General features: G+C 70.1%; 24 protein-coding genes. 7 read left to right on the forward strand and 17 right to left on the reverse strand.

Going from position 1 to position 26,160, the window contains the following annotated elements; all coding sequences use genetic code 11:
- Positions 1-7: 7 nt before the first annotated feature.
- Positions 8-883 (reverse strand): M48 family metalloprotease, encoded by an 876-nt coding sequence (locus BMY74_RS09315; protein ID WP_245785998.1) that lies wholly within the window; start codon positions 881-883, stop codon positions 8-10.
- A gap of 109 nt (positions 884-992) precedes the next feature.
- On the opposite strand from BMY74_RS09315, the gene BMY74_RS44915 reads away from it, so the two are divergent.
- Positions 993-1,424 carry a GNAT family N-acetyltransferase gene (locus BMY74_RS44915; protein WP_177229655.1) on the forward strand — a complete coding sequence of 144 codons (432 nt, stop codon included), beginning with the start codon at positions 993-995 and terminating at the stop codon, positions 1,422-1,424.
- Positions 1,425-1,430: 6 nt separating this feature from the next.
- Here BMY74_RS44915 and BMY74_RS09325 read toward each other — a convergent pair whose 3' ends face one another.
- Positions 1,431-3,014, reverse strand: coding sequence for a hypothetical protein (locus tag BMY74_RS09325; RefSeq protein WP_089912899.1), 1,584 nt, complete (start codon positions 3,012-3,014; stop codon positions 1,431-1,433).
- Between the two features lie 117 nt (positions 3,015-3,131).
- Here BMY74_RS09325 and BMY74_RS09330 point away from each other — a divergent pair, with 117 nt between their 5' ends.
- A complete protein-coding gene (locus tag BMY74_RS09330; protein WP_089912902.1) occupies positions 3,132-5,948 on the forward strand; it encodes a substrate-binding domain-containing protein in 2,817 nt (938 codons plus the stop codon).
- Positions 5,949-6,015: 67 nt separating this feature from the next.
- On the opposite strand, the gene BMY74_RS09335 is transcribed toward BMY74_RS09330, so the two are convergent.
- Positions 6,016-6,405, reverse strand: a complete 390-nt coding sequence (locus tag BMY74_RS09335) for a response regulator (RefSeq protein ID WP_177229656.1) — start codon at positions 6,403-6,405, stop codon at positions 6,016-6,018.
- A 101-nt stretch (positions 6,406-6,506) separates the two neighbouring features.
- Here BMY74_RS09335 and BMY74_RS09340 point away from each other — a divergent pair, with 101 nt between their 5' ends.
- The 3 genes from BMY74_RS09340 to BMY74_RS09350 all read left to right on the forward strand — a co-directional run bounded on the left by BMY74_RS09340 (position 6,507) and on the right by BMY74_RS09350 (position 9,341).
- Positions 6,507-7,226 carry a DUF4360 domain-containing protein gene (locus BMY74_RS09340; protein WP_245785999.1) on the forward strand — a complete coding sequence of 240 codons (720 nt, stop codon included), beginning with the start codon at positions 6,507-6,509 and terminating at the stop codon, positions 7,224-7,226.
- 77 nt (positions 7,227-7,303) lie between these two features.
- Positions 7,304-7,933 (forward strand): DUF4360 domain-containing protein, encoded by a 630-nt coding sequence (locus BMY74_RS09345; RefSeq protein ID WP_089912911.1) that lies wholly within the window; start codon positions 7,304-7,306, stop codon positions 7,931-7,933.
- A 151-nt stretch (positions 7,934-8,084) separates the two neighbouring features.
- Positions 8,085-9,341, forward strand: coding sequence for a sensor histidine kinase (locus tag BMY74_RS09350; protein WP_089912914.1), 1,257 nt, complete (start codon positions 8,085-8,087; stop codon positions 9,339-9,341).
- A gap of 33 nt (positions 9,342-9,374) precedes the next feature.
- Here the strand turns inward: BMY74_RS09350 and BMY74_RS09355 are convergent, their stop codons facing one another.
- The 3 genes from BMY74_RS09355 to BMY74_RS09365 all read right to left on the reverse strand — a co-directional run bounded on the left by BMY74_RS09355 (position 9,375) and on the right by BMY74_RS09365 (position 12,317).
- On the reverse strand, positions 9,375-9,878 hold the full coding sequence (locus BMY74_RS09355; protein ID WP_218159583.1) for a VanZ family protein: 504 nt from the start codon (positions 9,876-9,878) through the stop codon (positions 9,375-9,377).
- Positions 9,879-9,999: 121 nt separating this feature from the next.
- On the reverse strand, positions 10,000-11,601 hold the full coding sequence (locus BMY74_RS09360) for a serine/threonine-protein kinase (RefSeq protein ID WP_089912922.1): 1,602 nt from the start codon (positions 11,599-11,601) through the stop codon (positions 10,000-10,002).
- Positions 11,598-12,317, reverse strand: a complete 720-nt coding sequence (locus BMY74_RS09365; RefSeq protein ID WP_089912925.1) for a hypothetical protein — start codon at positions 12,315-12,317, stop codon at positions 11,598-11,600. The genes BMY74_RS09360 and BMY74_RS09365 overlap by 4 nt, the downstream gene beginning before the upstream one ends.
- A gap of 247 nt (positions 12,318-12,564) precedes the next feature.
- Here BMY74_RS09365 and BMY74_RS46080 point away from each other — a divergent pair, with 247 nt between their 5' ends.
- Complete coding sequence (locus tag BMY74_RS46080; RefSeq protein ID WP_245786000.1) at positions 12,565-13,287, forward strand: hypothetical protein; 723 nt, start codon at positions 12,565-12,567, stop codon at positions 13,285-13,287.
- Positions 13,288-13,367: 80 nt separating this feature from the next.
- On the opposite strand, the gene BMY74_RS09375 is transcribed toward BMY74_RS46080, so the two are convergent.
- From BMY74_RS09375 to BMY74_RS09400, 6 genes are all read right to left on the reverse strand, one after another.
- Positions 13,368-13,712, reverse strand: a complete 345-nt coding sequence (locus BMY74_RS09375) for an RNA polymerase-binding protein RbpA (RefSeq protein ID WP_089912928.1) — start codon at positions 13,710-13,712, stop codon at positions 13,368-13,370.
- Between the two features lie 66 nt (positions 13,713-13,778).
- Positions 13,779-14,018: a preprotein translocase subunit SecG gene (gene secG, locus BMY74_RS09380; protein ID WP_030478109.1), complete on the reverse strand. Its 240-nt coding sequence runs from the start codon at positions 14,016-14,018 to the stop codon at positions 13,779-13,781.
- A 175-nt stretch (positions 14,019-14,193) separates the two neighbouring features.
- Positions 14,194-14,982 carry a triose-phosphate isomerase gene (gene tpiA / locus BMY74_RS09385; protein ID WP_089912931.1) on the reverse strand — a complete coding sequence of 263 codons (789 nt, stop codon included), beginning with the start codon at positions 14,980-14,982 and terminating at the stop codon, positions 14,194-14,196.
- The gene (locus BMY74_RS09390; protein WP_177229657.1) at positions 14,982-16,175 is read right to left on the reverse strand and encodes a phosphoglycerate kinase; all 1,194 of its coding nucleotides are present in this window, start codon (positions 16,173-16,175) and stop codon (positions 14,982-14,984) included. The genes tpiA and BMY74_RS09390 overlap by 1 nt, the downstream gene beginning before the upstream one ends.
- 17 nt (positions 16,176-16,192) lie before the next feature.
- Positions 16,193-17,197 carry a type I glyceraldehyde-3-phosphate dehydrogenase gene (gene gap / locus BMY74_RS09395; protein ID WP_089912934.1) on the reverse strand — a complete coding sequence of 335 codons (1,005 nt, stop codon included), beginning with the start codon at positions 17,195-17,197 and terminating at the stop codon, positions 16,193-16,195.
- A 116-nt stretch (positions 17,198-17,313) separates the two neighbouring features.
- Positions 17,314-17,520: a hypothetical protein gene (locus BMY74_RS09400; protein ID WP_089912937.1), complete on the reverse strand. Its 207-nt coding sequence runs from the start codon at positions 17,518-17,520 to the stop codon at positions 17,314-17,316.
- A gap of 90 nt (positions 17,521-17,610) precedes the next feature.
- Between BMY74_RS09400 and BMY74_RS09405 the strand changes: the two genes are divergently transcribed.
- Positions 17,611-19,968: an ATP-binding protein gene (locus BMY74_RS09405; protein ID WP_089912940.1), complete on the forward strand. Its 2,358-nt coding sequence runs from the start codon at positions 17,611-17,613 to the stop codon at positions 19,966-19,968.
- 74 nt (positions 19,969-20,042) lie between these two features.
- On the opposite strand, the gene whiA is transcribed toward BMY74_RS09405, so the two are convergent.
- From whiA to BMY74_RS09435, 5 genes are all read right to left on the reverse strand, one after another.
- The gene (whiA, locus tag BMY74_RS09410) at positions 20,043-21,029 is read right to left on the reverse strand and encodes a DNA-binding protein WhiA (RefSeq protein WP_089912944.1); all 987 of its coding nucleotides are present in this window, start codon (positions 21,027-21,029) and stop codon (positions 20,043-20,045) included.
- Positions 21,020-21,988, reverse strand: coding sequence for a gluconeogenesis factor YvcK family protein (locus BMY74_RS09415; protein WP_089914187.1), 969 nt, complete (start codon positions 21,986-21,988; stop codon positions 21,020-21,022). The genes whiA and BMY74_RS09415 overlap by 10 nt, the downstream gene beginning before the upstream one ends.
- Before the next feature lie 5 nt (positions 21,989-21,993).
- Positions 21,994-22,851 (reverse strand): RNase adapter RapZ, encoded by an 858-nt coding sequence (gene rapZ / locus BMY74_RS09420; RefSeq protein WP_176960186.1) that lies wholly within the window; start codon positions 22,849-22,851, stop codon positions 21,994-21,996.
- A gap of 860 nt (positions 22,852-23,711) precedes the next feature.
- Complete coding sequence (uvrC, locus tag BMY74_RS09430; RefSeq protein WP_089912956.1) at positions 23,712-25,613, reverse strand: excinuclease ABC subunit UvrC; 1,902 nt, start codon at positions 25,611-25,613, stop codon at positions 23,712-23,714.
- A gap of 42 nt (positions 25,614-25,655) precedes the next feature.
- Positions 25,656-26,129 (reverse strand): Rieske (2Fe-2S) protein, encoded by a 474-nt coding sequence (locus BMY74_RS09435; protein ID WP_218159584.1) that lies wholly within the window; start codon positions 26,127-26,129, stop codon positions 25,656-25,658.
- Positions 26,130-26,160 lie beyond the last annotated feature (31 nt).

The following is a 26,160-nucleotide window of genomic DNA, read 5'->3' on the forward strand; positions in this document are numbered from 1 at the left end:
CCAGGCTTCACGGCCTGGGGGCCTTCTTGTCGTGCAGCCTGCTGATGCGCTGAGCGCACGACGGGTGCGAGGCCAGCATCCGCGCTCTGATCCCGGCCCTGGCCCGCCGCTCGTCGTGCCCCTGCCTCACCCACCGCTGCAACACCTCGAGCAGCATCGGCCCGTAGCCGAGCTCGGCCGAGATCCGGTCCGCGTAGAGCTCCGACCGCCGGCTCGACAACGCGAGCAGCGGCGCGATCACCGGCACCAGCAACACCCACGGACTTGCCACGACCGCGACCGCCGCCAGCGCCACGACCAGCAGGACGCTCGCGACGTAGGCCGTCTTCGTGCCGATCTTCCGCCCTGCGAGGAAGATCCCGAGCCCGACGAGCAGCGTGAGCCGCACCGCCGCCCGCGCCGGCAGCTCGTACCACCAGCGCAGCAACGAGATCCGCGTGTGCCCGGCGAGGTGGTGCCCGACCTCGTGCGCCAGCACCGCCTCGAGATGTTTCGGTGGAAGCGCGAGCGCCGCCGTCGACACCGCGACGACGTGCCCGCCGACCGCCATCGCGTTGATCTCCTTGGAGTTCTCGATCCGCAGCCAGTACCGCTGCGGCGCCACCCCGGCCGCCCCGCACACCTCTTCGAGCAACGGCTCCAGCACGGCGCGTTCCTTGCTCGTCGGCCCGCGCAGGTTCAGGGCGAGAACGGCGATCGCCCGGTCCATCGCCGGCACGAACACGACCACGCCGGACACCAGCCACAGCACCGGGAACAGCCACCACCGCTCCAGCGAGAAGGCCCTGCCGGCCAGGCCGACGATCAGCAGACTGCTCAGCACCGTCGGCACCCCGAGCAGCAACTCGAACACGGCGGACAGGTCGAAGCGTCGTCGGCGCACCGTCATCACCTCGACGGTCGAGCGTTCCAGCCGGTTCCCGTTTGTGTCCAGCCGATTCGCCCGTCCGCCCCAGCCGTGGTTGGGTGAGGGGTCAACCGAGGGGGTCGAGTTGCACATCCGAGAGGTGCTGGCCGACGACGCGCCGGCGATCCAGCAGATCAACCACGAGGCGCTGGGGTACGACTTCCCGCTGCCGGACACGCGCGCCCAGCTGGAGCGCATCATCAAGGCGCCCAACGTGGTCCTGCTCGTGGCCGTCGACGAAGCGGAGGTGCTCGGGTACGTCCAGCTCAGCGACTACGAGAACACCTACCACCGGCCGTTGAAGAACCTCATCACCCTGGCCACCTCACCGCGGCACCAGGGCCGGGGCGTCGGCAGGGCCCTGCTGGCCGCCGGCGAGGAGTGGGCCCGTGCCGACGGCGCCTGCGGGGTCCGGCTGGTGACGGGGGCGGACCGGGTGCGGGCCAGGAGGTTCTACGCGGCCAACGGGTACGACGTCCGCAAGGAGCAGACGAACCTCATCAAGTGGTGGGACTGACGGACCTCACCTCTCGTCGCGGGCACGCCGTCGTGCGGCCGCCGCCACGTCGGGATCCGGGTCGTTCACCAAGCGCTCGTACGCCCTGCGCGGCAGGTCCCGGCGTGCCGCCAACGCCAGGCGCACCGCACGTTCCGGGTGCGTGGTGAGCCGGTACAGCAGCACGGGTGACGTCGCCGGCGACCCGGCCGCGGAGACGTCCGGGTCGATCACCTCGTCCTCGCACACGAGCCGGGCGTGTCCGCCTCCACCGGCGAGGTGCTCCATCACGTGCACCGGCAACGACGGGTTCGACGCCGCGGCCCGTGCCGTGAACTCGCGCCCCAGCATCCCGACGATCTCGTCGACCGGCAGGTTCGGGTGCGCGGCGGCCAGGTACCGCGCCTGTGGATCTTCCAGGCACAGCACCAAGGTCTCGCCGGAGGCGTTCGGGTGCCGGGCGATCGCGCGGCGGATCTCCGCCGACGGTGCCCGCGAAGCCATGTGGTGCAACAAATCGGGCGGGCACAACGGGTTCAGCGCCGCGCGGGGGAACACCCGCGGTCCGTGCCACGCGACCAGGTCCCGCAGCTGCGCCACCGTCGCCGACGGGGCGGTCGCGGCGGCGACGACGGGATCGGGGTCGGCCACGAGGGCGGCGAGCAGGTCTGCGGGCAGGCCGGGGCGGGTGGCCACCAGCATCCGCACCTGTGCTTCCTGGGACGCGGCCAGCTCGCGCAGTTCGGCCGGGGTGGCGGAAGCGATGCGGGGCAGCTGCTCGGCACGGGCGGCCGGGGCCAGTTCCCGCAGCAGGTCGAGCGGGATCGCCGGGTTGCGCAGCACGACGTGCCGCAGTGCGCGGGTGTCGGTCAGCCGGCGCAGGACGTGCGCGGGGACGGCCGGGTTCGCCGCCAGCTCCGCGAGGATGCCGGGTTCGAACTCCGACGCGAGGACCTCGTACACCTCTGCGGGCAGGTCGGTGCGCGAGGCGAGGAAGTAGCGGGAAGCGTGGTGGCGCAACAGGTCCACCGCGATCGAGGCGGGTGTGGCGGGGTTCGACGCCAGCTCGCGGGCCAGTGCGTCCTCGGTGCTCAGCGCGACCAGCACCGAAGGCGGTGTGGAAGAGCCGGCGGCCAGCGCGCGGCGCACTTCGGTGCTCGGGTGACGGCTCAGCGCTTTGGCCACCGGCAGGGGCAGCGCGTGGAACGTGACGAGTGCGGCGACGACCTCGGGAGCGTCGTCGAGGCTCAGGCGCTCGATCACGTCGGTGGGCAGCGAACAAGCCCACTCCGGGAGACTCGCCCGCACGGCGGGATCCGGGTGGAACGCCAGGGCCCGGGTCAGCGACGGATCGGCGTCGGGGTGGCCGGTCAGCACGAGCGCGACCGATTCGTCCGCGATGGGGACTTCCGCCGGGTGGACCAATCCCTTCTGCAGCAGGGTGTGCACGGCTGTGGAGTCGCCGTGGGAGAGCAGAGTGCGTACGTGTGATGCCGACAGGTCAGCGCGTTCGGCCAGTTCGGACGCCAGCGACGGCATCGCGACCAGTCGGTCGAGCAGGTCGCCGGGTAGCGCCGGGTTCGACGCCAGGCCCTCCAGTGCAGCGTTCACCGATCTCCCCGGTAACAAGGCAGGCATTCCCCCCGACAACGCGTATCATCCCCAATCGCGTTGAGTAGCGGGGGTTTTGTGGCTAACGGCAGTGCGAGGCGACGTCCCACGATCGGGATGATCACCGCTGGACCGCTCATCGAGCTCGCGGGTGAGCAGTGGCGCGGTGTGAGCGACGGCGCCCGGCACCACGGGTGCGACCTGGTCTGCTTCGTCGGCAGCGAGCTCGACCACCCGGATCCGCACAAGCGGCGGGCCAACACCGTCTACGACCTCATTTCGCCGAACCGCATCGATGCGCTCGTCGTGTGGACTACGCGCGTGGGGCAGCTCATCGGCTCCGAAGGCATGCAGGAGTACGTGAAGCAGTACGCGCCGATGCCGATCGTGAGTGTGGAGACGCCTCTCGCGCAATGGCCCACCATCCTGATGGACAACCGCAACGGGATGAAACAGGCCGTTGATCATCTCATCGAGGTGCACGGCAAGCGCCGGATCGCGTTCATCAGGGGCCCGCAAACGCATGCGGGTGCCCAAGAGCGGTTCTGGGGGTACGCGGACTCCTTGCGCAACCACGGGATCGCGTTCGACCCGGCCCTCGTGAGCATGCCCGGCTCGCTCATCTGGGAACCGAACCGCGCCACCGACACCGTGCGCAGGATGCTCTCGCGCGTCCTGGAGCCGCCGGACGCCATCGCCGCCGCGAACGACGACTACGCGACCGGTGCCGTGGCCGCGCTGGAGGAGCTGGGTTTCCGCACCCCGGAGGAGATCGCGGTCGTCGGATACGACAACCACACGAACGTCCGCATGAACGACCTCACCACCGTGCGCGCACCGTTCCGCCAGATGGGTTTCCGCGCGGTGGAACTGGCCGTGGCGCTGGTGAAGGGCGAGCCCACGCGCCACCGCCAGACCATGCCGACCGAACTGGTCGTGCGGCGCTCGTGCGGCTGCCTGCCGTCGGGACTCGGCGACCACGCGCCCGCGCACGACCGGCTCACCATCAACGAGTCCGCGACCGCCTCCACGGTCGCCGACCACCTGCGCGACTCGCTCGGCCAGGCCTCCACGGCGCTGCCGGACGGGTGGGCGGAACAGCTCGTCGTGGAGCTCATGGCGGCCGGACGCGGTGAGGTCGAAGGCGCGGAGTTCCTGAAGCTGCTGGCCGAGTACATCCGCAGGAGCGCGCGCGCCGGGTGCGAACCGGCGCAGTGGTGGCCACCGCTGTTCGACCTGCATCGGTTCGTGACGGCCCGCATCAGCGACGCGACGCTCATCAACGACCTGTGGCTGCGCGTGCAGTTGCTTCTGGGCGATGCGTTCGCCACGGACGCACGGTTCAAGTACCTCTCGCACGAACGTCACGACCAGACGGTGCGTGAGGCAGGCCAACGGCTCATCGCGTCGAGGGACGTCGACGAGCTGACGAATGCTCTCGCCGAAGAACTCCCCCGCCTCGGCATCCCCGGTTGCCACGTCATGGCGTACGACACTCCTGGCACGGCGCGCACACTCGTGCGGTACGAGCACGACGAGCTGAAGCCGCCACCGGCCACCCCGTTCCCCACGATCAACCTGACGCCGTACCCGTTCCGGCGCACCACGCCGTTCAGCGCGCTCGTCGCCCCGCTCTACACCGACGAGGACCACCTCGGGTACGTGATCTTCGAGGAGGGCCCGCAGCCCGGCTGGATCTACGAGGCCGTGCAGCAGCAGCTCAGCAGCGCGTTGCGGAGCATCAGACTGATGCAGGAGTTGAAGGACGCGCGCGCACGGCTCGAAGAACGCGTCGGCGAGACGGAAGCGCAGTTGCGGCACGCGCAGAAGATGGAGGCCATCGGCCGGTTGACCGGTGGCATCGCGCACGACTTCAACAACATCCTCACGGTCGTGAACGGCAACAGCGAGATGCTGTTGCGCCGCACCCTTCAGGACGATCCGAGGCGCACGGCGATCGAGGACATAAGGCACGCGGGCGAGCGGGCCGCGAACCTGACGAGGCAGCTGCTCGCGTTCACCCGCCAGCAGGTCCTGCACCCGGAGTCGCTGGACCTCAAGGACAACCTCACGAAGGTCCACTCGATGCTGCGCACGCTCGTCGGCGAGAACATCGAGCTGCAGATGCACCTGCCGGACGGCGTCGCGCAGGTGTGGGCGGACGCGGGCCAGGTCGAGCAGATCCTGTTCAACCTCGCGGTCAACTCCCGCGACGCCATGCCCGCCGGCGGCACGCTGCGGATCGAGATCGCGAACAGTCCCCTGCGCGGCGACGACACCGGCCGGATCGTCGGCGTGCGGCCGGGCCGGTACGTCGTCATGCGCGTGCAGGACACGGGCTCGGGCATGGCACCGGACGTGCAGGCGCAGGTGTTCGAGCCGTACTTCACGACCAAACCGGTCGGCAAGGGCACCGGACTCGGCCTGTCCACGGTGTTCGGCATCGTGCAGCAGTCCGGCGGCCAGATCGAGCTGATCAGCGCACCCGGCGAGGGCACGACCGTCGAGGTCTACCTGCCGGTGCCGATCGAACGCAACGGCACACCCGAAGCCCCGTGCGCGCGCCGCACCACCACGCACCAGGGCGTCGGCACGGTGCTCCTCGTGGAGGACGACGCGCAGGTGCGGGTCATGACCAGGCGCACACTGGAGACCGCGGGCTACGCGGTGATCGAGGCGGGCGACGGCCAGGAGGCGCTGCAGTTCGCCACCGCGCACCGCAGCACGATCGACCTGGTGCTCACCGACGTCGTCATGCCGAAGATGGGCGGCCCGGAGCTCGTGCGGCTGCTGCGCTCGGCCGGTGCCGCGCCTGCCGTGATCTACGTGTCCGGCTACACGACCGACGAGGTGCTCGACGACGAGGTGCTGATTACCAAGCCTTACGTGGAGTCCGACCTGCTCGAACGCGTGCGGCAGGTGCTGGCGAGGTAGTGCTGCGGCCGGGCAGTTCCGCGACCACGCAGGTCAACCACCGCGCCGTGGCGCCGCCCCCACCAGCTCAGGAGGCCTGCGCGCGCCCGGACACCGCGAGCCGGACCGTCTCGTCCAGCGCCTCGATCCGGAACGGCTTCTGCAGGTACCCGGCGATGTCGTGCCCCGCGAACCGCCGCTCCAGCGACGCCCGGTCGTAGCCGCTCGTCAGCACGACGGGCACGGAGAGGCCCTCGCGCTCCAACTGGGCGAGCACCTCCTCGCCGGACAGGCCGGGCATGCTGTGGTCGAGCAGCATCGCGCTGATCTCGGCGGAGCGCTCGCGCAGGACCGCGATCGCCTCGACGCCGTCGGTGGCCTGCAGGACGGTGAAGCCCAGCTCCTCGAGCAGGCTCACGGTGTACCTCCGCACGGGATCCTCGTCCTCGACCACGAGCACCAGCCCAGCCAGCGACATGCGGGCAAGTATGCCTGAAACCATTCGTTCTCTCAGCACCAGGTGACGGACTGTTTGCGGGAATTCTTCACGAACTGCTCCATCAGGATGACATGGTCCATTTGGATCACACCATTGGTGGAGGGTCTGCGCTAACCTTCGCGGCACCGCTGCCGCTCCACGCTGAGAAAGAGGCACCAGGAAAGGCCAACTTCATGCGCAAAGCGACGGCAGCAGCTGCTCTCGCCGTGCTGTTCACATTGTCGTCAGCACCGGCGCACGCTTCGGCGATTCCTTCGGAGCGGGTGACGATCGACGTGGTGACCGTGAACGGTTCCGGGTGCAAGCAAGGCACCGCCGAAGTGGTCGTGGCACCGGACAACACGTCGTTCTGGGTGATCTACAGCGACTACCTCGCCCAGGCGGGCAAAGGGGCCGGTGCGACCGACTTCCGGAAGAACTGCCAGCTGACCTTGCAGGTCAACGTCCCGCAGGGCTTCTCGTACGGCATCGCGGAAGCGACCTACGGCGGCTACGGCCACCTGAAATCCGGGGCCACCGGGTACCAGTCGGTGAATTACTACTTCCAGGGCCAGTCGGCCACCACGACGTGGAAGCACACGTTCACCGGGCCGTTCGACGACAACTGGTCGATCACGCATCGAACCGAGTTCTCGGAGATCGTCTACTCCCCCTGCGGCGAGAAGAAGAATCTCAACGTGAACAGCTCCCTGCGCGTCGACAAAGGTACGTCGGACGCCAATGCGAACAGTTTCATGACGATGGACTACCAGCGCGGAGAAGTGCGCACCCTTCACCACTTCTCGTGGAAGCGCTGCTGATTCTTCACCACCAGGCCGCCGCCACCGAAGTCCAACCGCCGCCACCTCCCTGCGAGATGCGTTGGAAAGGTGCACCCATGCTCAACGCGGTTGCCGCTGCCCTGCTGGCCTCGGCCATCGTCATCCCGCCCGGCGCGCCGAACGAGACCCCGCCGCCCGGCCACATCACCATCGACATCGTCACGGTCAACGGCTCCGGCTGCCCCGCCGGCACGGCGGCCGTCGCGGTGTCGGAGGACAACAAGGCGTTCACCGTCACCTACAGCGACTACCTGGCTCAGGTGGGCGTCGGCGCGCAGCCAACGGACTTCCGCAAGAACTGCCAGCTCAACCTGCGGGTCAACGTCCCGCAGGGCTTCACCTACGGCATCGCCCAGGCCGACTACAGAGGCTTCGCGCACCTCGAGAGAGGCGCGTACGCCATCCAGAAGGCCAACTACTACTTCCAGGGCATGTCGCAGAACGACGCCAAGCAGCACCGCTACAACGGCCCGCACAGCGACGACTGGCAGGCCACCGACACGACCGAGGTCGCCGCGATCGTCTACTCGCCGTGCGGCGAGAAGCGGAACTTCAACATCAACACCGAGCTCCGCGTCTACCCCGGCACGTCCAACACGGCCACGACCACGAGTTTCGTGTCGATGGACTCCACGGACGGTGCGATCGACACGACCTACCGGTTCAGCTGGAAGACCTGCCCGTAGTGCCCTCGGCAACGCCTCTGTAGTGCTGTGACTACCGCACGCGCTCGCACGAGCGTGTGCGGTAGCACATATGTGAGCCAACAGCCGTACAGATTCGCGTGTGCGGGCGTCTTACCCCCTGACGGGGCAGGTCGGGGTAAAGGGGCAGCCAATGCCATCCGCCGCATACGCGCAGTACGGTGAGGGTCAGAAGGCTCACAGGGGAGGTCGGATCCTGACCACGACGCTGCTCCCGGCCAGACGGTCGGCGGAGACCGCGGCCGGCTCGCGCTGGCCGCTGAGCGGTGACTACCGGCAGGTCCTCGCCGACCTGGCGTTGATCTTCTTCGCCGTGCTCGACGTCTGGCTGTACGGGCTGTGGCTCGAGGCCGACCCGATCACGGACCTCCCGCCGATCGAGGACTACCAGCTGTGGCTCAACTGGCTCGCGGTCGGCGCGCTGGTGCTGCGCCGCCGGTTCCCGTTCCTCACGCTGGTGCTGACCATCCCCGGCTTCTTCGTCGGCTGGTCGCAGCTCGCCGCGATGATCGCCCTCTACTCGGTCGCCCGGCGCTACGTCGGCGGCTGGCAGACGGGTCTCGCGGCGGCGCTGGTGTGGCTGTGCCGGTTCGTCGCGTGGCCGTTCGAGGAGCTGATCGAACGACCGGCGTCGGGCCACTTCCACTCGGCGATCTACGGTTTCCTGGTCTCCGGCCTGCCGATCGCGATCGGCCTGCTGGTGCACGCCCGCCAGCAGCTGTCCGACCACATCGCCGAACTCGCCGAGTCACGCGAGAGAGAGCGCGTGCTGCACGCGCACGCCATCCGTGCGGACGAAAGGGCAAAGCTCGCCCGCGAGATGCACGACGTCGTCTCGCACCAGGTCAGTCTCATCGCCATGCAGGCCGGCGCGCTGCGCATGGCCGTGGCCGACGCCGAGCACAAGCAGGTCGCGGGCACCATCCGCACCTTGTCGACGCGCACCCTCGACGAACTCCGCCAGCTCGTGTCGGTCCTGCGCACCACGGACGACAACCAGCCCGGTGTCGACGAACTGCCCGACCTGGCCGCGGACGCGGGCTTCGAGGTCACCATCCAGCTCAAGGGTCCGGTCGAGGACCTGCCCGCACCGGTGTCCGGCGCCGTCTACCGGACCGTGCAGGAAGCCCTGACCAACATCCGCAAGCACGCCGTCGGAGCCAGCGCGACGGTGTTCATCGACGCCCAGTACGACGACAACGTGCAGGTCGAGGTGCGCAACACCGCCCCGTCCAGCCCGTCGTCGTCGCTGCCCAGCGGCGGTCACGGCCTGGTCGGCCTGCGCGAGCGCGCCACCTTGCTCGGCGGCGAGTTCTCGGCGGGGCCGACCGAGGACGGCGGCTTCCTGGTGACGGCGTCGTTCCCGAGGGAACGCGTCATCGGCGAGTGAAGCGCCGGAACGACTTCTCGGGTGCCGCGCCGGTCAGTTCCAGCGGAACCGGTCGAGGAGAGCGGGAACGCCGGGCACCAGGGACACCAGGGACAGGAAACCGAACCCCAGCGCGGCGCCCACCACGTTGAAGAACAGGTCGTTCACGTCGGTCAGGTGGCCGCCGCCCAGGAGGTTCCCGGTGAGGAACTGGGTCAGCTCGATCGCCAGGCTGAACGCCGCCGCCACGGCCAGCACGCGCCACCACGTCGCCCTGGCCAGGAGCAGCGGAACGATCACCCCGACGGGCGCGAAGACCAGGACGTTCATCAGCGCGTCGGAGACGTCGTAGCCGTGGACCAGTCCGAAGTAGACCTTCCAGGACGGTTCGCTCTCCGGCATGTCCAGGAAGATCGGGAACACCGTGTTCGCCACGACTCCCGCGGCGTACACGCAGAGCGCGAGAGCGACGGCGGCACGAGGCACTGTGAGGCGGTCACGTCTGCGCAGGTGCCACAGCAGGGCCAGGAAGACCAACGCCGCCAGGGGAACCACCACCGGAAGCACCGGTACCTCGCGAAACACTTCGCAACACATCCGTTCGTGAGCCGCGGCGCCAGATCTTGCCGGCGCCTCTGTCGGCACATGGTGCACGAGGCCACGAACATCCCCGCAGGGGTCAGGGCCTCCTGGAGGCCAGTGACGCGCTCAGAGCCGCCGCCGCGCCGAGCACACCGCACGTGAGCCCCATCGACGTCGTCGGCTCGTGCTCGAGCAGCACCGACACGAGCAGCCACACGGCGACGCCGAGCGTGAACCCGAGCGGCACCGACGCGATCACCGCCGCCATCCCGGTCTGCCTGCGGCGCAACGCCCGCAGGTTGGACTCCAGGTAGGCGAACGCGAAGAGCAGGAGCAGCACCGACCCGGTGCCCATGAGGCTCAGCCACGGCGTCTGGTTCGACACGAGCAGCAGCTCCCGGCCGTCGATCGACGCCAGCACCGCCCCGCCGACGATCCAGCGCGTGGCGCCGGGCAGTTCGAACCCGGCCGGTCCGCGCCCGACGTCGGCCAGCTCGATGCCCGCCAGGCTCACGACGAGCCTTTCCCCCTGCTCCACGACGGGGTTCGCGAGGTTCGTGGTGATCTCGGGCAGCCCGCGGTCCGTGCCCGTGAACGGCACCACGGCCATCGCGATCAACGCGAGCGCGGCCACCAGCCACAGCGCCCACGGCGTGGACGGCGGCTTGATCACCTGGGCGGCGGGCACGAGCGTGCTGCTGCCGCTCAGCCGTGCGGCTGGAACGGGGTCCACGAGCGTGGCGCGGACCCGTTGTCCCGTCAGCGTCACCGTGTCGCGTTCAGGCACGGGCCGCAGCGACGGACGCGTCGATGACGACGACACCTGCGGTGCGAGGTGCACGGGCATGCCGAGGCGCACGAGCCAGTCCGGCCCGAACAGGTGGCCGGCCGCGCCCGCCAGGTCGATGGCGAACGTCTCGGCGTTGCGGTAGCGCGCCTCCGGCTCCCGCGCGATGCTGCGCATCACCACGCCTGCGAGGGGTTCCGGCACCTTCGGCAACGGCCGCGGCTCCTGGAACACCCGCTTCTGGATCATCGCGATCGGACCGCCACCGCGTTCGAACGGCAGGTCGCCGCAGAGCAGCTCGTAGAGCATCGTGCCGGTCGCGTAGACGTCCGCCGCGGGCGAGAGCGGGTTGCCCATCGCCTGTTCCGGCGCGATGTACGCGGGCGTGCCGAGCACCGCGCCACCGTGCGTCACGAGCGTCGCGCCCTCCGACACCACCTGGGAGATCCCGAAGTCCGCCACCTTCACCACGCCGTTGGAGGTGAAGAGGAGGTTCTTGGGCTTCACGTCGAGGTGCAGCACACCGGCCTCGTGCGCGGCGTGCAGCCCGGACAACGCCGCCAGCACGATGCCGCAGGACTGCTGGGCCGTCAGCCCGTCACCCGCGAACCGCGACCAGACCGTGCCGCCGTCGAGCCGTTCCATCACCAGCAGGTGCTCGCCCTGCTGCCGGACGTAGTCGTAGACCGGCACGATGTGCGGGTGGTCGAGGCGGGCCAGCAGCCGTGCCTCGTGTTCGAAGCGCTCGCTCATCCGCGGGTCCTCGGCGACGGCGTGCGGCAGCCGTTTGATCGCCACGGGACGGCCCAGCCGGCGGTGCACACCACCGTAGACGACGCCCATGCCGCCCTCACCGATCTGCTCGCCGACGGCGTACTGGGGCAGGGCGGCGACCACACTGGACTGGTTCACAGCCGGAACCTCACGGTCTCCGCATCCACAGAGGACGGTTGCCGTTCGCCCGGATGTGGCGTCACATAGCCAAGAACAAACGCGGCCGCGGCGGCGCCCACGATGAACGGGATCTCGGCCGTGGGCGACGGCGCCACGAGCCGCAGCACCGACAACGAGATCACCGCGATTAGTCCCGTCCCGATGCCCGCGGGCAGGAACCGCATGGCCCGCTGCCACCGGTTCGCGGGCAGGCGCCGGCGGGCCAGCGCGATCAGCGCGCCCGCCCACGACAACGCCGTCAGCACCAGCACGCCCAGCCCGAACGCCCCGTAGACCGACCAGAGCGATCCCCGGATGTCCCCGGTCGTCTCGACCGACGCGATGCTCTCCCGTTGCGTGTCGACGACCTCGACCGTGACCGGGAGGAGACCGATCGCCTGCGAACCCAGGTCCGTGGGCTCCAAGGGGAACGACCGGGTCTCGGAGCTGTTCGCGGGCACCTCGAACGGAACCGTTGTGTCGTAAGCGAAGAAGGTCAACGCCAGTGCGGTGCCGCTGATCCTCACGGTCTTGACGCGCTGCACGGTGCTCGTGTTGTTGCGGACCGTGATGGACACCTTGGCGGACCGCGACGGGTCCAGCACCAGGTTCCCTACTCCGACCGGCCTACCGTCCACATCGGCCTCGAGGATCACCGACCCGCCCTGTGCGGACGCCGCTGAGGGGAGCAGCATAATTCCGCACCACAGCAGTAAACCTGCACCGGCCATGCGACGTCTCACTAGCGCACCTTAGGTTCTGATCCGGGGAGAGGGAATGCGGTCTTTAGGCTTACTCGTGGCCATGATGGCCGGTGTTACGGTGCTGAGCACCACACCGGCGACGGCCCAGCAGCCGCCCTCACTGAGTGCGGCGCCGCAGCCTGCCACAGCGGGCGGCCCCGTGACCATGACCTGGGGCGGATTCGTGACCTGCCGCGGGGTGAGCATCGTCTTCACGCTCGACGGCGTCCAGATCGCGGCGGCACCGTCGGCGTCGAGCGGCTCGGTCGGGGCGACCGTGCCGGCAGGCACCAGCGCCGGCAGCCACAAGCTCGAAGCCCGGTCGACGAACACGAAGTGCGGCACGGCGGGCACCGCGCTGCGCGTCGTCCTGCCGCCACCCGTCACCACGACGCGACCGCCCGTCACCACGCAGCCGCCCGTGACGAACCCGCCCGTCACCAACCCGCCCGTCACGACGCGTCCCCCGGTCGTCACCACCACGACGACCCCGGTGACCACCACGACGACGACCACGACCACGACGACCCCGCCGTCCTCGTCCACGACCAACGCGCTGACCAACCCCGGTGACGGCGTCCTGGTCCTGGACAAGGACAACATCCAGCCCGGCGACGACCTGACCGCGACCGGCACGGGCTGCCCCAAGGGCGCGAACGTGACGCTGAAGTCGCTCGGCCAGGACGTCGGCAGGACCACCGCGGACGAGAACGGCACGTTCAGCTCCCCTGTGCGGTTCTCGAACATCGAACCAGGCCGCCACAAGGTGCTCGCGGAGTGCGGCATCGTGCTGGCGGGCAACGTCGACGTGACGCTGTCGAGCTCGTCCGGCGGCACGACCAGCACGCTCGTGGTGCTGCTCTTCTTCCTGCTCGTGGGAGCCGCGATGCTGCGCCGCCAGTTCTCCGGCCTGAGGCGCTGAAAAGGCGAACAACGCGAAAGGCCCCCTCTCCGCAGTAGAGGGGGCCTTTCGCGTTGTTCTCGAGAACTACCGAGCCAGACTTACGGCTCTTCGCGCTGACGGCGCAGCTTGGCGAGAGCCTCTTCGAGGATCGCCTCGCCGTCCGCGTCGGAGCGCCGCTCCTTCACGTACGCAAGGTGCGTCTTGTACGGCTCGTTGCGCGGAGGCGCGGGTGGCGTCTGCTCGTCACGACCTGCCGGCAGGCCGCAGCGCGGACAGTCCCAGTTCTCCGGAACATCCGCGTCGACCGCGAAGGAAGGACGGGACTCGTGACCGTTCGCGCACCAGTACGACACCCGACGACGAGGCGCGGACTCGCCGCGCTCCGATTCGCCCATCGGGCCTGCGCCGACGCGGGTACCGCGAATCGCGTTACCACCGGACATCGACCGTTACACCCCCACCAAGTGGTTACCCCAAGCCCCTGAGGGCTTCTGCCGCTGAACGGAAGATCAGGCTCCGGGGAGCTTGATCAGCAGCCCGATGCCCACGATGGCGATGACCCAGATCGCGCCGACGAAGAGCGTCAGGCGGTCGAGGTTCTTCTCGACAACGGAGGAACCGGACAGACTCGACTGCATACCGCCGCCGAACAGCGAAGAAAGGCCGCCACCACGGCCGCGGTGCAAGAGCACGAGCAGCACCAGCAGCACGCTGGAGACGATCAACAGGATCTGCAGGAACAGGATCATTTCTTCCTCGCTGTCAGGCAGCCGACGCCATAGAGTACCTGTTCGACTGCCGAACGTGTGCAACCAGTGGGATTAGGGAGTACGTGCAGCGGCCACCCACTTTAGCCCCCGTGTCCGGCGCTCAGCGGTGCATCGGAACAGCGGGCCGGGCGGGTGGCCGGAGCACGTGGTCAACTTAGGGCAGCGGCCCGCCGGCAGCCAGAGCGCACAGCTTGGTGAACTCGTCGGCCTGCAGGCTGGCACCGCCGACGAGAGCGCCGTCGATGTCCTTCTGCTGGATCAGTTCACCGATGTTCGACGACTTCACCGAACCGCCGTACAGCACGCGCACGACAGCGGCGGTCTCCTCGCCGTACTTCTCCGCCACGAACGACCGGACGGCCGAGCAGACCTCCTGCGCGTCCGCGGACGACGCGGTCTTGCCGGTGCCGATGGCCCACACGGGCTCGTAGGCGAACACGATCTTGGCGACCTGCTCGGCGGAGAAGCCCTTCAGGCCGTCCTCCAGCTGCTGGCGCACCAGCTCCAGGTGGCCCTTGGCCTCGCGCACGTCGAGCTTCTCGCCGAAGCAGAAGATCGGGGTGACGTCGACCTTCAGCGCCGCCTTGACCTTGGCGTTGACGATGGCGTCCGTCTCGCCGTGGTACTCGCGGCGCTCGGAGTGCCCGACGACCACGTAGTGGCAGCCGAGCTTCGCGATCATCGGGCCGGAGACCTCACCGGTGTAGGCACCGGAGTCGTGCTGCGAGATGTCCTGCGCGCCGTACTTGATCAGCAGCTTGTCGCCGTCGACCAGCGTCTGGATGCTGCGGATGTCCACGAACGGCGGGAGGACCGCCACCTCGACCTTGGCGAAGTACTTCTCCGGCAGGGAGAAGGCGATCTTCTGCACGAGGCCGATCGCCTCGAGGTGGTTGAGGTTCATCTTCCAGTTGCCCGCGATGAGCGGGAGCCGGGCTGCCATCAGGACTCCAAAACGCTGATGCCGGGGAGTTCCTTGCCCTCCAGGAACTCCAGGGACGCGCCACCACCGGTGGAGATGTGCGAGAAGCCGTCCTCGGGCAGGCCCAGCGCGCGCACCGCGGCCGCCGAGTCGCCGCCACCGACGACGGTGAACGCGTCGGACTTCACGAGGGCCTCGGCGACGGCACGGGTGCCGCCGGAGTAGGTCTCGATCTCGAAGACGCCCATCGGGCCGTTCCAGAACACCGTCTTGGCGTCGGCGAGCTTCGAGGCGAACAGCTCGCGCGACTTCGGGCCGATGTCGAGGCCCATCTTGTCCGCGGGGATCGCGTCGGTGCCGACGACGTCGTGCTCGACGTTGCCGAACTCGGCCGTGACCAGCACGTCGACCGGCAGCACGAGCTCGACGCCGCGCTTGTCGGCCTCCTCGAGGAAGCCCTTGACCTGGTCGAGCTGGTCCTCCTGCAGCAGCGACGTGCCGACCTCGTGGCCCTGGGCCTTGAGGAACGTGTACGCCATGCCGCCACCGATGAGCAGCTTGTCGACCTTGGACAGCAGGTTCGCGATGACGCCGAGCTTGTCGGACACCTTCGCGCCGCCGAGCACCACGACGTACGGGCGCTCCAGGTCGTCGGTGAGCTTCTTGAGGACCTTCAGCTCGGCCTCGACGAGACCGCCGACGTAGGCGGGCAGCTTCTGCGCCACGTCGTAGACCGAGGCCTGCTTGCGGTGCACCACGCCGAAGCCGTCGGACACGAACGCGTCCGCGAACGAGGCCAGCTCGTCCGCGAGCTCCGCGCGCTCGGCGTCGACCTTCGAGGTCTCGCGGGCGTCGAAGCGGACGTTCTCCAGCATCGCGACGCCGCCGTCGGTGAGCGCGCCGACCACGGACGTGGCGGACGGGCCGACGAGGTCGGAGGCGAGCGGGACCTCGGTGCCGAGCAGCTCACCGAGGCGAGCGGCGGCCGGGGCCAGGGAGAACTTGGGGTCCGGCTCGCCCTTGGGGCGGCCGAGGTGAGCGGTGACGATCACGCGGGCACCGGCGTCGGCCAGTGCCTTGATCGTCGGCACCGACGCGCGCACGCGGCCGTCGTCGGTGATCTTGTCTCCGTCGAGGGGGACGTTCAGGTCGGCGCGCACCAGGACGCGCCGACCCGCGACACCCTCGGCGAGCAGGTCGCTGAGAGTCTTCACTGACTGTCCGCCCCTGCTCAGATCTTGGAGGCGACGAGCTTGACCAGGTCCGCGAGGCGGTTGGAGTAGCCCCACTCGTTGTCGTACCAGCCGACGACCTTGACCTGGTTGCCGATGACCTTGGTCAGCGGCGCGTCGTAGATGCACGAGTGCGGGTCGGTGACGATGTCGGCCGACACGATCGGGTCCGTCGAGTACTTGAGGATGCCGGCCAGCGGGCCCTCGGCGGCGGCCTGGTACGCGGCGTTGACCTCCTCGACGGTGACCTCGCGCTTGAGCGTGACGGTCAGGTCGGTGGCCGAGCCGGTGGGGATCGGCACGCGCAGCGCGTAGCCGTCGAGCTTGCCCTTGAGCTCCGGCAGCACCAGGCCGATGGCCTTCGCGGCACCCGTCGAGGTCGGGACGATGTTCAGCGCGGCGGCGCGGGCACGGCGGAGGTCGCTGTGCGGCGCGTCCTGCAGGTTCTGGTCCTGCGTGTACGCGTGGATCGTGGTCATGAGGCCCTGCTCGATGCCGAAGCTGTCGTTGAGGACCTTGGCCAGCGGCGCGAGGCAGTTCGTGGTGCAGGACGCGTTCGAGATGATCGTCTGCGACCCGTCGAGCTTCTCCTCGTTGGCGCCGATGACGACCGTCAGGTCCTCGTTCTTGGCCGGCGCGGAGATGATGACCTTCTTGGCGCCACCCTCGTCGACGTGCGAGCGGGCCTTGGTGGCGTCGGTGAAGAAGCCGGTCGACTCGACGACGACGTCGACGCCGAGGTCCTTCCAGGGCAGCTTGCCCGGGTCGCGCTCGGCGAGGGCCTTGATGACCTTGCCGTCGACGGAGATGCCCTCGTCGGTGACCTGCACGTCGGCGTCCAGACGACCGAGGATGCTGTCGTACTTCAGCAGGTGCGCCATCGTGGCGACGTCACCGAGGTCGTTGAACGCGACGATCTCGATGTCGTGGCCGCCGGCCCTCACGGCGCGGAAGAAGTTGCGCCCGATCCGACCGAAACCGTTGACACCTACACGAACCGTCACGACTGACTCCTTGCGTTCAGCTTTGGCAGGAACAAGCCCACCCTATCTGCCGAACTGCGTCCCTGGTCACAGGGATAGTGCGTATCTCTTGATCGAGCCAGAAATATGGCCCCTGATTAGGCCGTTCGGCGGCGGAGGGCGCGGAGCATCCAGAGGTACGCGCTCAGTTCCTCTGCCGCCTCCGCGGCGGTCCGGCAAGCCTCCGGACCGGTGTCCTGCGCGTCGCGTCCGACGACGGCCGCGATGCGCGCGAGCCACTCGTCCACCACGGGGCGGTCCTGGGGAGGCACGATCGGGTCCTGCGGTCTGCTCTGCGCTGTCATCCCCCGATCGTCCCCACGGCCGGGAGGCGGCTTCAATACCCCGAAACAGCGGGTGTTACAGCCCGTTACGCACCCGGTACGGTCGAGGTCATGACGGCCGGTGCCACATGCGTGACGTGTGGAAACCCGCTCGCCGAGGCGGTTGCGGGCCGGCGCTACTGCTCGAACGCGTGCCGTCAGCGCGCCTACCGCGAACGCACCTCCGCCCGTGACGAGACCGCCGCGCCCGTCTCGCCCCTGCCCGCACCCCTCGACAGCTTCGTGGGCCGGCGGGAGGAACTCGCCGCGCTCGCCCGCCACGACGGCGACCGCCTCGTGTCGCTGGTCGGCCCGGCGGGAGCGGGCAAGACCCGGCTCGCGCTCCAGCACGTGAGCAGACGCGCTGATCAGACGTGGTGGACGGCGTTGGCGCCCGCGTCCGACGCCGTGCAGGCGATCCACGCCGCGGTCGGCGCGCACCCGGTGCCGCAGCACTCCGCGCGCGACGCGGTGGTCGCCGAGGTCGAGCGGCACCGGCGGCCGTTGCTCGTGCTCGACAACTGCGAGCACCTGCTGGCCGACGTCGCCGGCGTCGTGGCGGAGCTGCTGGCCCGGTGCCCGCGGCTGCGCGTCCTGGTGACGTCGCGGGAGCCCCTGCGCCTCGCCGGGGAGCGGGTCTTCGCGGTCGGTGAGCTGGACCTGCCGCCCGCGGACGCCGACCTCGCCGAGGCCCTGCGGCACGACGCCGTGGCGCTGTTCCGCGACCGCGCCGCGTCGGTGGACCGCTCGTTCGAGGTGGACGCGTCCAACGTCGCCGACGTCGTCGCGGTGTGCCGTTCGCTCGACGGCATGCCGCTGGCCATCGAACTGGCCGCGCGGCGCATCACCGTCCTGTCCCCCGCCGACGTCCTCGCCCGCCTGGGCGACCGCCTCGCGTTGCTGACCGGGCCGCGCGCCGCCGACGACCGGCACCGCACGCTGCGGACCGCGATCGGCTGGAGCTACGACCTGCTGACCGAGGACGAGCAGGCCGCGTCCCGCCGGCTCGCGGTGCTGGGCGTGCCGTTCGACCTCGGGGTGGCGAGCGCGGTGTGCGGCGTCCCCGACGCCCTGGAGCTGCTGAGCAGCCTCGAACAGAAGTCGCTGCTGGTGGTCGACCGCGTCGGCGGCCACACGACGTTCCGCCAGCTCGAATCCGTCCGCCTCTACTGCCACGAACGCGCCATCGCGTACGGCGACATCTCTCTCGTGGCCGACCGTGTGGTCGAGTGGGTGTGTTCGCTCGTGGAGCCGGAGATCTCGTCGTTCTTCCCGTCCCCGCCCGTCGTGCTGCGCCTGGACCGGAACGTGGGCCTGCTCGCCCTGGCCGCGACCAGGACCGCGGAGACCGGCGACTGGTCCCGCCACGCACTGGCGATCGTCGCGATGGCCTGGACGTCCACCCCGCGCGGCCCCCGCGGCGCCCCCACCGAACTGCTGCACCGCGCGCTGTCGCAGCACCTGCCGCCGGAGTACCGCAGCGTCCTCGCGGTGCTGGCGGCGATGCACCACCGGACACGCGGCGGCTGGCACGCGACCCGCCGGTTCGCCGAGGAGTCGCTGGCGATCGAACGCGCCGACGGCCGCCGCCCCGGCACCACGGCCCGCGCCCTGGAGGTCCTCGCCTCCGCCGAGGCCCACACCGGCGACCCGTCCGCGGCCTGGCGCCTGTTCGACGAGGCCGCCACGCTGCTGCACGACCCGGACGACAAACTGGCCAGGGCCATCCTCCTGAACTCCTACGGCTGGACCCTGCTGCAACACGGCTTCGCCGACCGCGCGGCACCACTGGTCCGCGAGGCCCTGACGCTCATCCGCCTGGCAGGCCTGCCGCACATGCTCAACCCGGTCCTGCACACCGCGGGCGCGATCGCGTTGGCGCGCAAGGACCACGCCGAGGCCGTCGAGGTGTTCCGCGAGGGCCTGGAGGTCGGTTCGGAGCACCCCCTCGACCAGTACTACGACCTGGAAGGCCTGGCACTGGGCCTGCTGGGCGTGGGCTCCGACGACGAGCGCGCCCTCTCGTTGCTCACGGCCGCGGCGCTGGTCCGCACCCGTTACGACTTCCGCGCGGAGCCGTACTGGCAGGCCCTGCTGGACGACGCCCGTGAGGTCTGCCGCGACAGGCTGAGCGCGGCCCGCCTGCGCGCCGCCGAGTCGACGGGCGAGCGCATGTCGTTGGCACAGGCCATCTCCTACGCGCTGACCGCACAACCGCTCGCCGACACCGGCGGCGTGGTCTCGGCCCGCGAACTGCACGTGGCGACGCTGGTGGCGGAGGGGCTGACCAACCGGCAGATCGGGCAACGGCTGGGCATCTCACCGCACACCGTGGCGCGGCACGTCACGCACGCCCGGTCGAAGCTGGGGCTGCGGTCGCGGGCACAGCTCGCCGTGTGGGCGGGGCGGCAGACGCCGGAGGGTTCGTAGAGCTCGTTCAGGACGTACGGCTTGAAGTGCGAAGGCGCGGCTTCCGCCACCGCGCCCGCCTCAGTCCGCGCCCGTCACACCTCGGCTTCGAGCATGTCCGCCGTCACCGCGGACTCCGTGTCCGGCAGCCCCAGGTCCTTGGCCCGCTTGTCCGCCATGGCCAGCAGACGCCTTATACGGCCGGCGACGGCGTCCTTGGTCATCTGCGGGTCGGACAGCTGCCCGAGCTCCTCCAGCGACGCCTGCCGGTGCGCGAGCCGCAGCTGGCCCGCGGCGGCCAGGTGGTCCGGTGCCTCCGGGCCGAGGATCTCCAACGCGCGCGCCACCCGCGCGGCCGCCGCCACCGCGGCACGGGCCGAGCGGCGGAGGTTCGCGTCGTCGAAGTTCGCCAGGCGGTTCGCGGTGGCGCGGACCTCGCGGCGCATGCGGCGCTCTTCCCACGCCATGACGCTGTCGTGCGCGCCCAGCTTGGTCAGCATCGCGCCGATGGCGTCGCCGTCCCTTATCACCACTCGCTCGGCGCCGCGGACCTCGCGCGACTTCGACGAGATGCCCATCCTGCGGGCCGCGCCGACCAGGGCCAGTGCCGCCTCCGGGCCGGGGCAGGTGATCTCGAGCGACGAGCTGCGGCCCGGTTCGGTCAGGGAGCCGTGTGCCAGGAAGGCGCCGCGCCACGCGGCTTCGGCGTCGCACACGCCGCCGGACACGACCGGGGCGGGCAGGCCTCGCACCGGGCGGCCGCGCGGGTCGAGCAGGCCGGTCTGGCGCGCCAGACCCTCGCCGTCCTTGACCACGCGCACGACGTAACGGGTGCCCTTGCGCAGGCCGTTCGACTGGATGGTGAAGACCTCGGCGTGGTGGCCGTAGAGCGCCTGGATCTCCTTGAGCAGCCTGCGGGCCGCCGATCCGAGGTCGAGCTCCGCCTCGACGACGACCCGGCCGGACACGATGTGCAGGCCGCCGGCGAACCTGAGCAGGGAGGACACCTCCGCGCGGCGGCAACAGGTCTTGGATACCGCGAGCCTGCTCAGCTCGTCCTTGACCGCCGACGTCATCGCCACGGGCCTGTCCCTCCCACTCCGGTCTCCTCGACCACTTGCCTCAGGCAACCGGCGAGCGCCTCCGGATCATGCCTTTCAGCGGCGTCCGGTGCGGCGATCTTCGCCAGATGCGTACGCGCGCCCAGTGCCGAGGCGGCTCGCGTCAGCCGGTCCGGGGTGGGGACCGAGTCGACGTCGGCGATCACCGCGTCCACCTTCAGCTCGGGTGCGTGTTCGCAGACTACGTCCAAATGCCGCTCCGGAGAGAAACCAGCGGTTTCACCCGGTTGGGGGACGAGATTCAGCACCAGAACCTTCTTGGCCCGCGTGCGCACGAGCGCGTCGTGCAGTTCGGGCACCAGCAGATGCGGCAACACGCTGGTGAACCACGATCCGGGCCCGAGTAACACAAGATCAGCTTCAAGTACAGCCTGTACTGCTTCCGGACAGCCGGCAGGTCGCCCGTTCGGGGCAGTCAGCCGGATGCGCTGCACGAGTCCGGGGGTGGTCGCGATGGCGACCTGGCCCCGGATGCGCCGCACGTCCGTGACGTCCTCGTCGAGGCCCATGACGTCGGCCTCGATGTCGAGCGGGTCGTTCGACATCGGCAGCACCCGGCCCCGGACGCCGAGCAGCCTGCTCGTCAGGTCGAGCACCGCGACCGGGTCGCCGAGCTGCTCGAGCAGCCCGGCGATCACCAGGTTGCCGACCGCGTGCCCGGCGAGGGCCCCCGTGCCGCCGAACCTGTGCTTGAACAGCGACGTCCAGCGCTGGCTGGCCTCGTCCTCGCCCGCCAGCGCCGCCATCGCCTTGCGCAGGTCACCCGGCGGCAGCAGGTCCTGCAACTCACGCCGCAGGCGCCCCGACGAACCCCCGTCGTCCGCGACGGTCACCACGGCCGTCACGTCGTCGGTGACCTTCCTCAGCGCGGTCAGCGTCGCGTGCAGCCCGTGCCCGCCGCCCAAAGCAACAGCTTTCAACTTCGTCACTCACGTCCCAGATCCCTGTGCACGACCTTCACGGCCATGCCGTCCTCGCTCGCCAGCCGCGCGGCCAGCTCTTCGCTCAGGGCCACACTGCGGTGCTTGCCGCCGGTGCAGCCGATCGCGAGCGTCAGGTAGCGCTTGCCCTCACGCCGGTACCCGGCCCCGATGAGCCTCAGGAGTTCGTGGTACCGGTCAAGGAACTCGTCGGCGCCCTCCTGGGACAGCACGTAGTTGCGCACCTCACCATCCAGACCCGTCTGCTCGCGCAGCTCGGGGATCCAGAACGGGTTGGGCAGGAACCGCACGTCCATGACGAGGTCGGCGTCCATCGGCAGCCCGTACTTGTAGCCGAAGCTCAGCACGGTGACCCGCGTCCTCGTCGCGGCCTCGGTGCCGAACGTGTCCTCGATCTTGGCCCGCAGCTGGTGGATGGAGAGCGCACTCGTGTCGAGCACGAGGTCCGCCTCCTGCTTGAGCGGCGTGAGCAGGATCCGCTCGGCCTCGATGCCGTCCTGCAGCCGCCCGTCCCCCTGCATCGGGTGACCGCGGCGCACCGCCTCGAACCGCCGGATCAGCACGGCGTCCGTGGCCTCGAGGAAGAGCACGCGCGGCTTGTACCCGCGCGCGTCGAGGTCCTTGATGATGGCGGCCAGGTCCTCGGTGAACGCGCGGCTGCGCACGTCCATCACGACGGCGACCCTGGTGATGGCCCCGCGCGCCTGGGCGCCGAGCTCGACCATGGTGGCGATGAGTTCGGGGGGCAGGTTGTCGACGACGAACCAGCCGAGGTCCTCCAGGCACTTGGCCGCGGTGCTGCGGCCCGCACCGGACAGCCCGGTCACCACGGCGACTTCGATGCCGGACTTCTCCGCGTTCACGACTACGACTCCGTTACCTGTTCATGAGCACGACTGAGGCGCTCTCGTTTGGGTCTGCTCGGTGGTGGGCCACGCCACTCGGCTGGACGCGCCCTTCCCGAGTCTCCCTTGGAACGGCTGCGCCGTGCGGCAGGTTGGGCAGTTGAGACGGGCGCGTCGTGGCGATCCTCACCCCGTCCGCGGGCTGTGTGCAGGGTGGGCGTGACCGGTGGGGCGGGTGGGAGCGCCGTGCGGTGGCCGGTCGGGTCGGTCGGGTCGGTCGGGTCGGTCGCGGCCGACGACCGGCGCCGAGGTCCGCGCACGAGGTGTGGGAGGCAGAACGCGTCCGGAATCCGGAGCCGGGGTGTCCGGGCACGGGGCTGGAGCGGCGGGACGGGTGGCGCGGGGGACGTTCGCCGCGGTGAACGAGGAACCGGATCGAGGTTCTCCTCCGACCGGCGGCACCCACAGCTCGGCTGGGGTGGGAACGGGCCGCGACGGCACGGCCTTCCGCGCTGCGGCCGAGGCGACCACAGGCGAGACGACCGACGCCGAGCCAACCGCAGGCAAGCCAACTGAGGGCGAGCCGGCCACCGCCGAACCAACCGCAAGCGAGCCGGCCACCGCCGAACCGACCGAAGGCAAGCCGACCGCAGGCAAGCCGGCCACCATAGAGCCGACCGACACCGAACCGACCGCAGGCAAGCCAACTGAGGGCGAGCCAGCCACCGCCGAACCAACCGCAGGCAAGCCAGCCGCCGCCGAACCAACCACAGGCGAGCCAGCCGCCGCCCAGCCAACCACCGCCGAGCCAGCCGCCGCGGATCCGCCGCGGGCCCCGCGCCCGACCACGTGCCCCATCAGGCCTTCCCGCCCGACGACGCCAGCGTCGCCACCACCGCCTCGGCCGTGCGGCGGCCCACGCCCGGCACACCGCTGATCTCGTCCACTGTGGCCTGTCGCAGCTTCTTCACCGAGCCGAAGTGCTTGAGCAGCGCGGCTTTGCGCGTCTCGCCGAGGCCGGGGACCTCGTCGAGCTCCGAGGTGGTCATGCGCTTCGAGCGCTTCTGGCGGTGGTAGGCGATGGCGAAGCGGTGGGCCTCGTCGCGGACGCGCTGCAGCAGGTACAGGGCATCGCTCGTGCGCGGCAGGATCACCGGGTCGGCCTCTCCGGGCACCCAGACCTCTTCCAGCCTCTTCGCCAGGCCCACCACCGCGACGTCGGTGATGCCCAGCTCCGCGAGGACGTCGGAGGCCGCGGCGGCTTGAGGGCCCGCGCCGTCGACCACCAGGAGGTTGGGCGGGTAGGCGAACTTGCGGGGCTTGCCCGTGTCCGGGTCGATGCCCGGGTTGGGGCCGCCGGACGCGGTCTCGCGCAGCATCGCCTGGAAGCGGCGGCGGACGACCTCGGCGATCGACGCGACATCGCCCTCGGTGGCCGCCTCGCGGATGGCGAAGCGGCGGTACTCGGACTTGCGGGCCAGACCGTCCTCGAAGACGACCAGCGAGGCCACCACGTCGGTGCCCTGGACGTGGCTGATGTCGATGCACTCGATGCGCAGCGGCGCCGTGTCCAGCGCCAGCGCGTCCTGGATCTCCTGCAACGCCGCCGAACGCGCCGTCAGGTCGCCGGCGCGGCGGAGCTTGTGCTGTGCGAAGGCTTCGGAGGCGTTGCGCGCCACCGTCTCCATCAACGCGCGCTTGTCGCCCCTTTGCGGGACGCGCAGGGCGACGCGGGAACCCCGTTGTTCGGACAGCAGGTCTTCCAGCGCCTGCGCGTCGTCGGGCAGCACCGGCACGAGCACCTCGCGCGGTGTGCTCTCCGTGTTGTCGCCGTAGAACTGCATGATGAACTGGTCGACGATCGCGCCGTCGTCGACCGCCTCCACCTTGTCGAGCACCCAGCCGCGCTGGCCGCGCACCCGGCCGCCGCGCACGTGGAACACCTGGACCGAGACCTCGAGCTCGTCCTGCGCGAACGCCATCACGTCGGCGTCCGTGCCGTCGCCCAGCACGACGGCCTGCTTCTCCATCGCGCGGCGCAGCGCCCCCAGGTCGTCGCGGAGACGGGCCGCGCGTTCGAACTCCAGCTCCTCCGACGCCTGCAGCATCTCGCGTTCGAGGCGGCGGACCATGTGGTCGGTCTTGCCCGCCAGGAAGTCGCAGAAGTCGAGCACGATGTCGCGGTGCTCCTCAGCCGACACCTTGCCCACGCACGGCGCCGAGCACTTGTCGATGTACCCGAGCAGGCACGGGCGGCCGATCTGGTTGTGCCGCTTTAAAACGCCCGCCGAGCACGTGCGCGCGGGGAACACCCGCAGCAGCAGGTCGAGCGTCTCGCGGATGGCCCACGCGTGGGCGAACGGACCGAAGTAGCGCACGCCCTTCTTGCGCGGGCCCCGGTACACGTGCAGCCGCGGGTAGTCCTCGTGCAGCGTCACGGCCAGCACCGGGTACGACTTGTCGTCGCGGTACCGGACGTTGAAGCGCGGGTCGAACTCCTTGATCCAGTTGTACTCGAGCTGCAGCGCCTCGACCTCGGTGGTGACGACCGTCCACTCGACGGAGGCCGCCGTCGTCACCATCTGGCGCGTGCGCGGGTGCAGGCCCGCCAGATCCGCGAAGTACGAGTTCAGCCTGCTGCGCAAGCTCTTCGCCTTGCCGACGTACACGACCCGGCCACCGGCGTCGCGGAACTTGTAGACGCCGGGAGCCTCAGGAATCGTGCCCACCGCGGGGCGGTACGTCGAGGGATCTGCCACGCCGCCCAGACTATCGACGCGGTCCGACAAAAACAGAAAGGGTCAGGTCAGGACCACCTGGTCGCCGTCGACCTTCACCGCGACCGCCTTCAGCCCGGTGGTCGCCGGCCCCTTCTTCACGGCGCCGTCAGAAGCACCGAACTGACTTCCGTGCGAAGGGCAGGTGATGGTGCCGCCGGACGGCTCCGCGACCATCGAACCCTGGTGCGGGCAGGTCGCGTCGTACGCCTTCACCTCGGTCGCGGAAATGCGCGCGACGACGATCTTCTTGCCGCCGGGGGCGTCGACGACCGCTCCGCCGCCTTCCGGCACGTCGGCCAGCGCGACCAGCGCGGTCCCGCTGGTCCCGGCCGACCCCGTCGAACCCGTGGGCGTCGAACCGCCCTGGGTGGGGGTGGAACCGCCGGAACCGGTCGGGGTCGAACTGCACGCCGTCACGAGTCCGCTGGGCACAGCGAGGGCGACCGCGATTCCGCACAGCGCCGCCCGCCTGCTGACCGAGCTTTCGGTGTTCACGACCGGTCCTCCGTGGTGGTGGGTGTTCGGG

Source organism: Lentzea albida (genome assembly GCF_900111005.1).
Taxonomy (GTDB): domain Bacteria; phylum Actinomycetota; class Actinomycetes; order Mycobacteriales; family Pseudonocardiaceae; genus Lentzea; species Lentzea albida.

Excerpts from the sequence above, each read along its gene's own strand:
- BMY74_RS09330 (WP_089912902.1), top strand. The coding sequence starts at position 3,132 with ATGATCACCGCTGGACCGCTCATCGAGCTCGCGGGTGAGCAGTGGCGC.
- BMY74_RS09335 (WP_177229656.1), bottom strand. The coding sequence starts at position 6,405 with ATGTCGCTGGCTGGGCTGGTGCTCGTGGTCGAGGACGAGGATCCCGTG.
- BMY74_RS09345 (WP_089912911.1), top strand. The coding sequence starts at position 7,304 with ATGCTCAACGCGGTTGCCGCTGCCCTGCTGGCCTCGGCCATCGTCATC.
- BMY74_RS09350 (WP_089912914.1), top strand. The coding sequence starts at position 8,085 with ATGCCATCCGCCGCATACGCGCAGTACGGTGAGGGTCAGAAGGCTCAC.
- BMY74_RS09365 (WP_089912925.1), bottom strand. The coding sequence starts at position 12,317 with ATGCTGCTCCCCTCAGCGGCGTCCGCACAGGGCGGGTCGGTGATCCTC.
- BMY74_RS09375 (WP_089912928.1), bottom strand. The coding sequence starts at position 13,712 with ATGTCCGGTGGTAACGCGATTCGCGGTACCCGCGTCGGCGCAGGCCCG.
- secG (WP_030478109.1), bottom strand. The coding sequence starts at position 14,018 with ATGATCCTGTTCCTGCAGATCCTGTTGATCGTCTCCAGCGTGCTGCTG.
- tpiA (WP_089912931.1), bottom strand. The coding sequence starts at position 14,982 with ATGGCAGCCCGGCTCCCGCTCATCGCGGGCAACTGGAAGATGAACCTC.
- BMY74_RS09400 (WP_089912937.1), bottom strand. The coding sequence starts at position 17,520 with ATGACAGCGCAGAGCAGACCGCAGGACCCGATCGTGCCTCCCCAGGAC.
- BMY74_RS09405 (WP_089912940.1), top strand. The coding sequence starts at position 17,611 with ATGACGGCCGGTGCCACATGCGTGACGTGTGGAAACCCGCTCGCCGAG.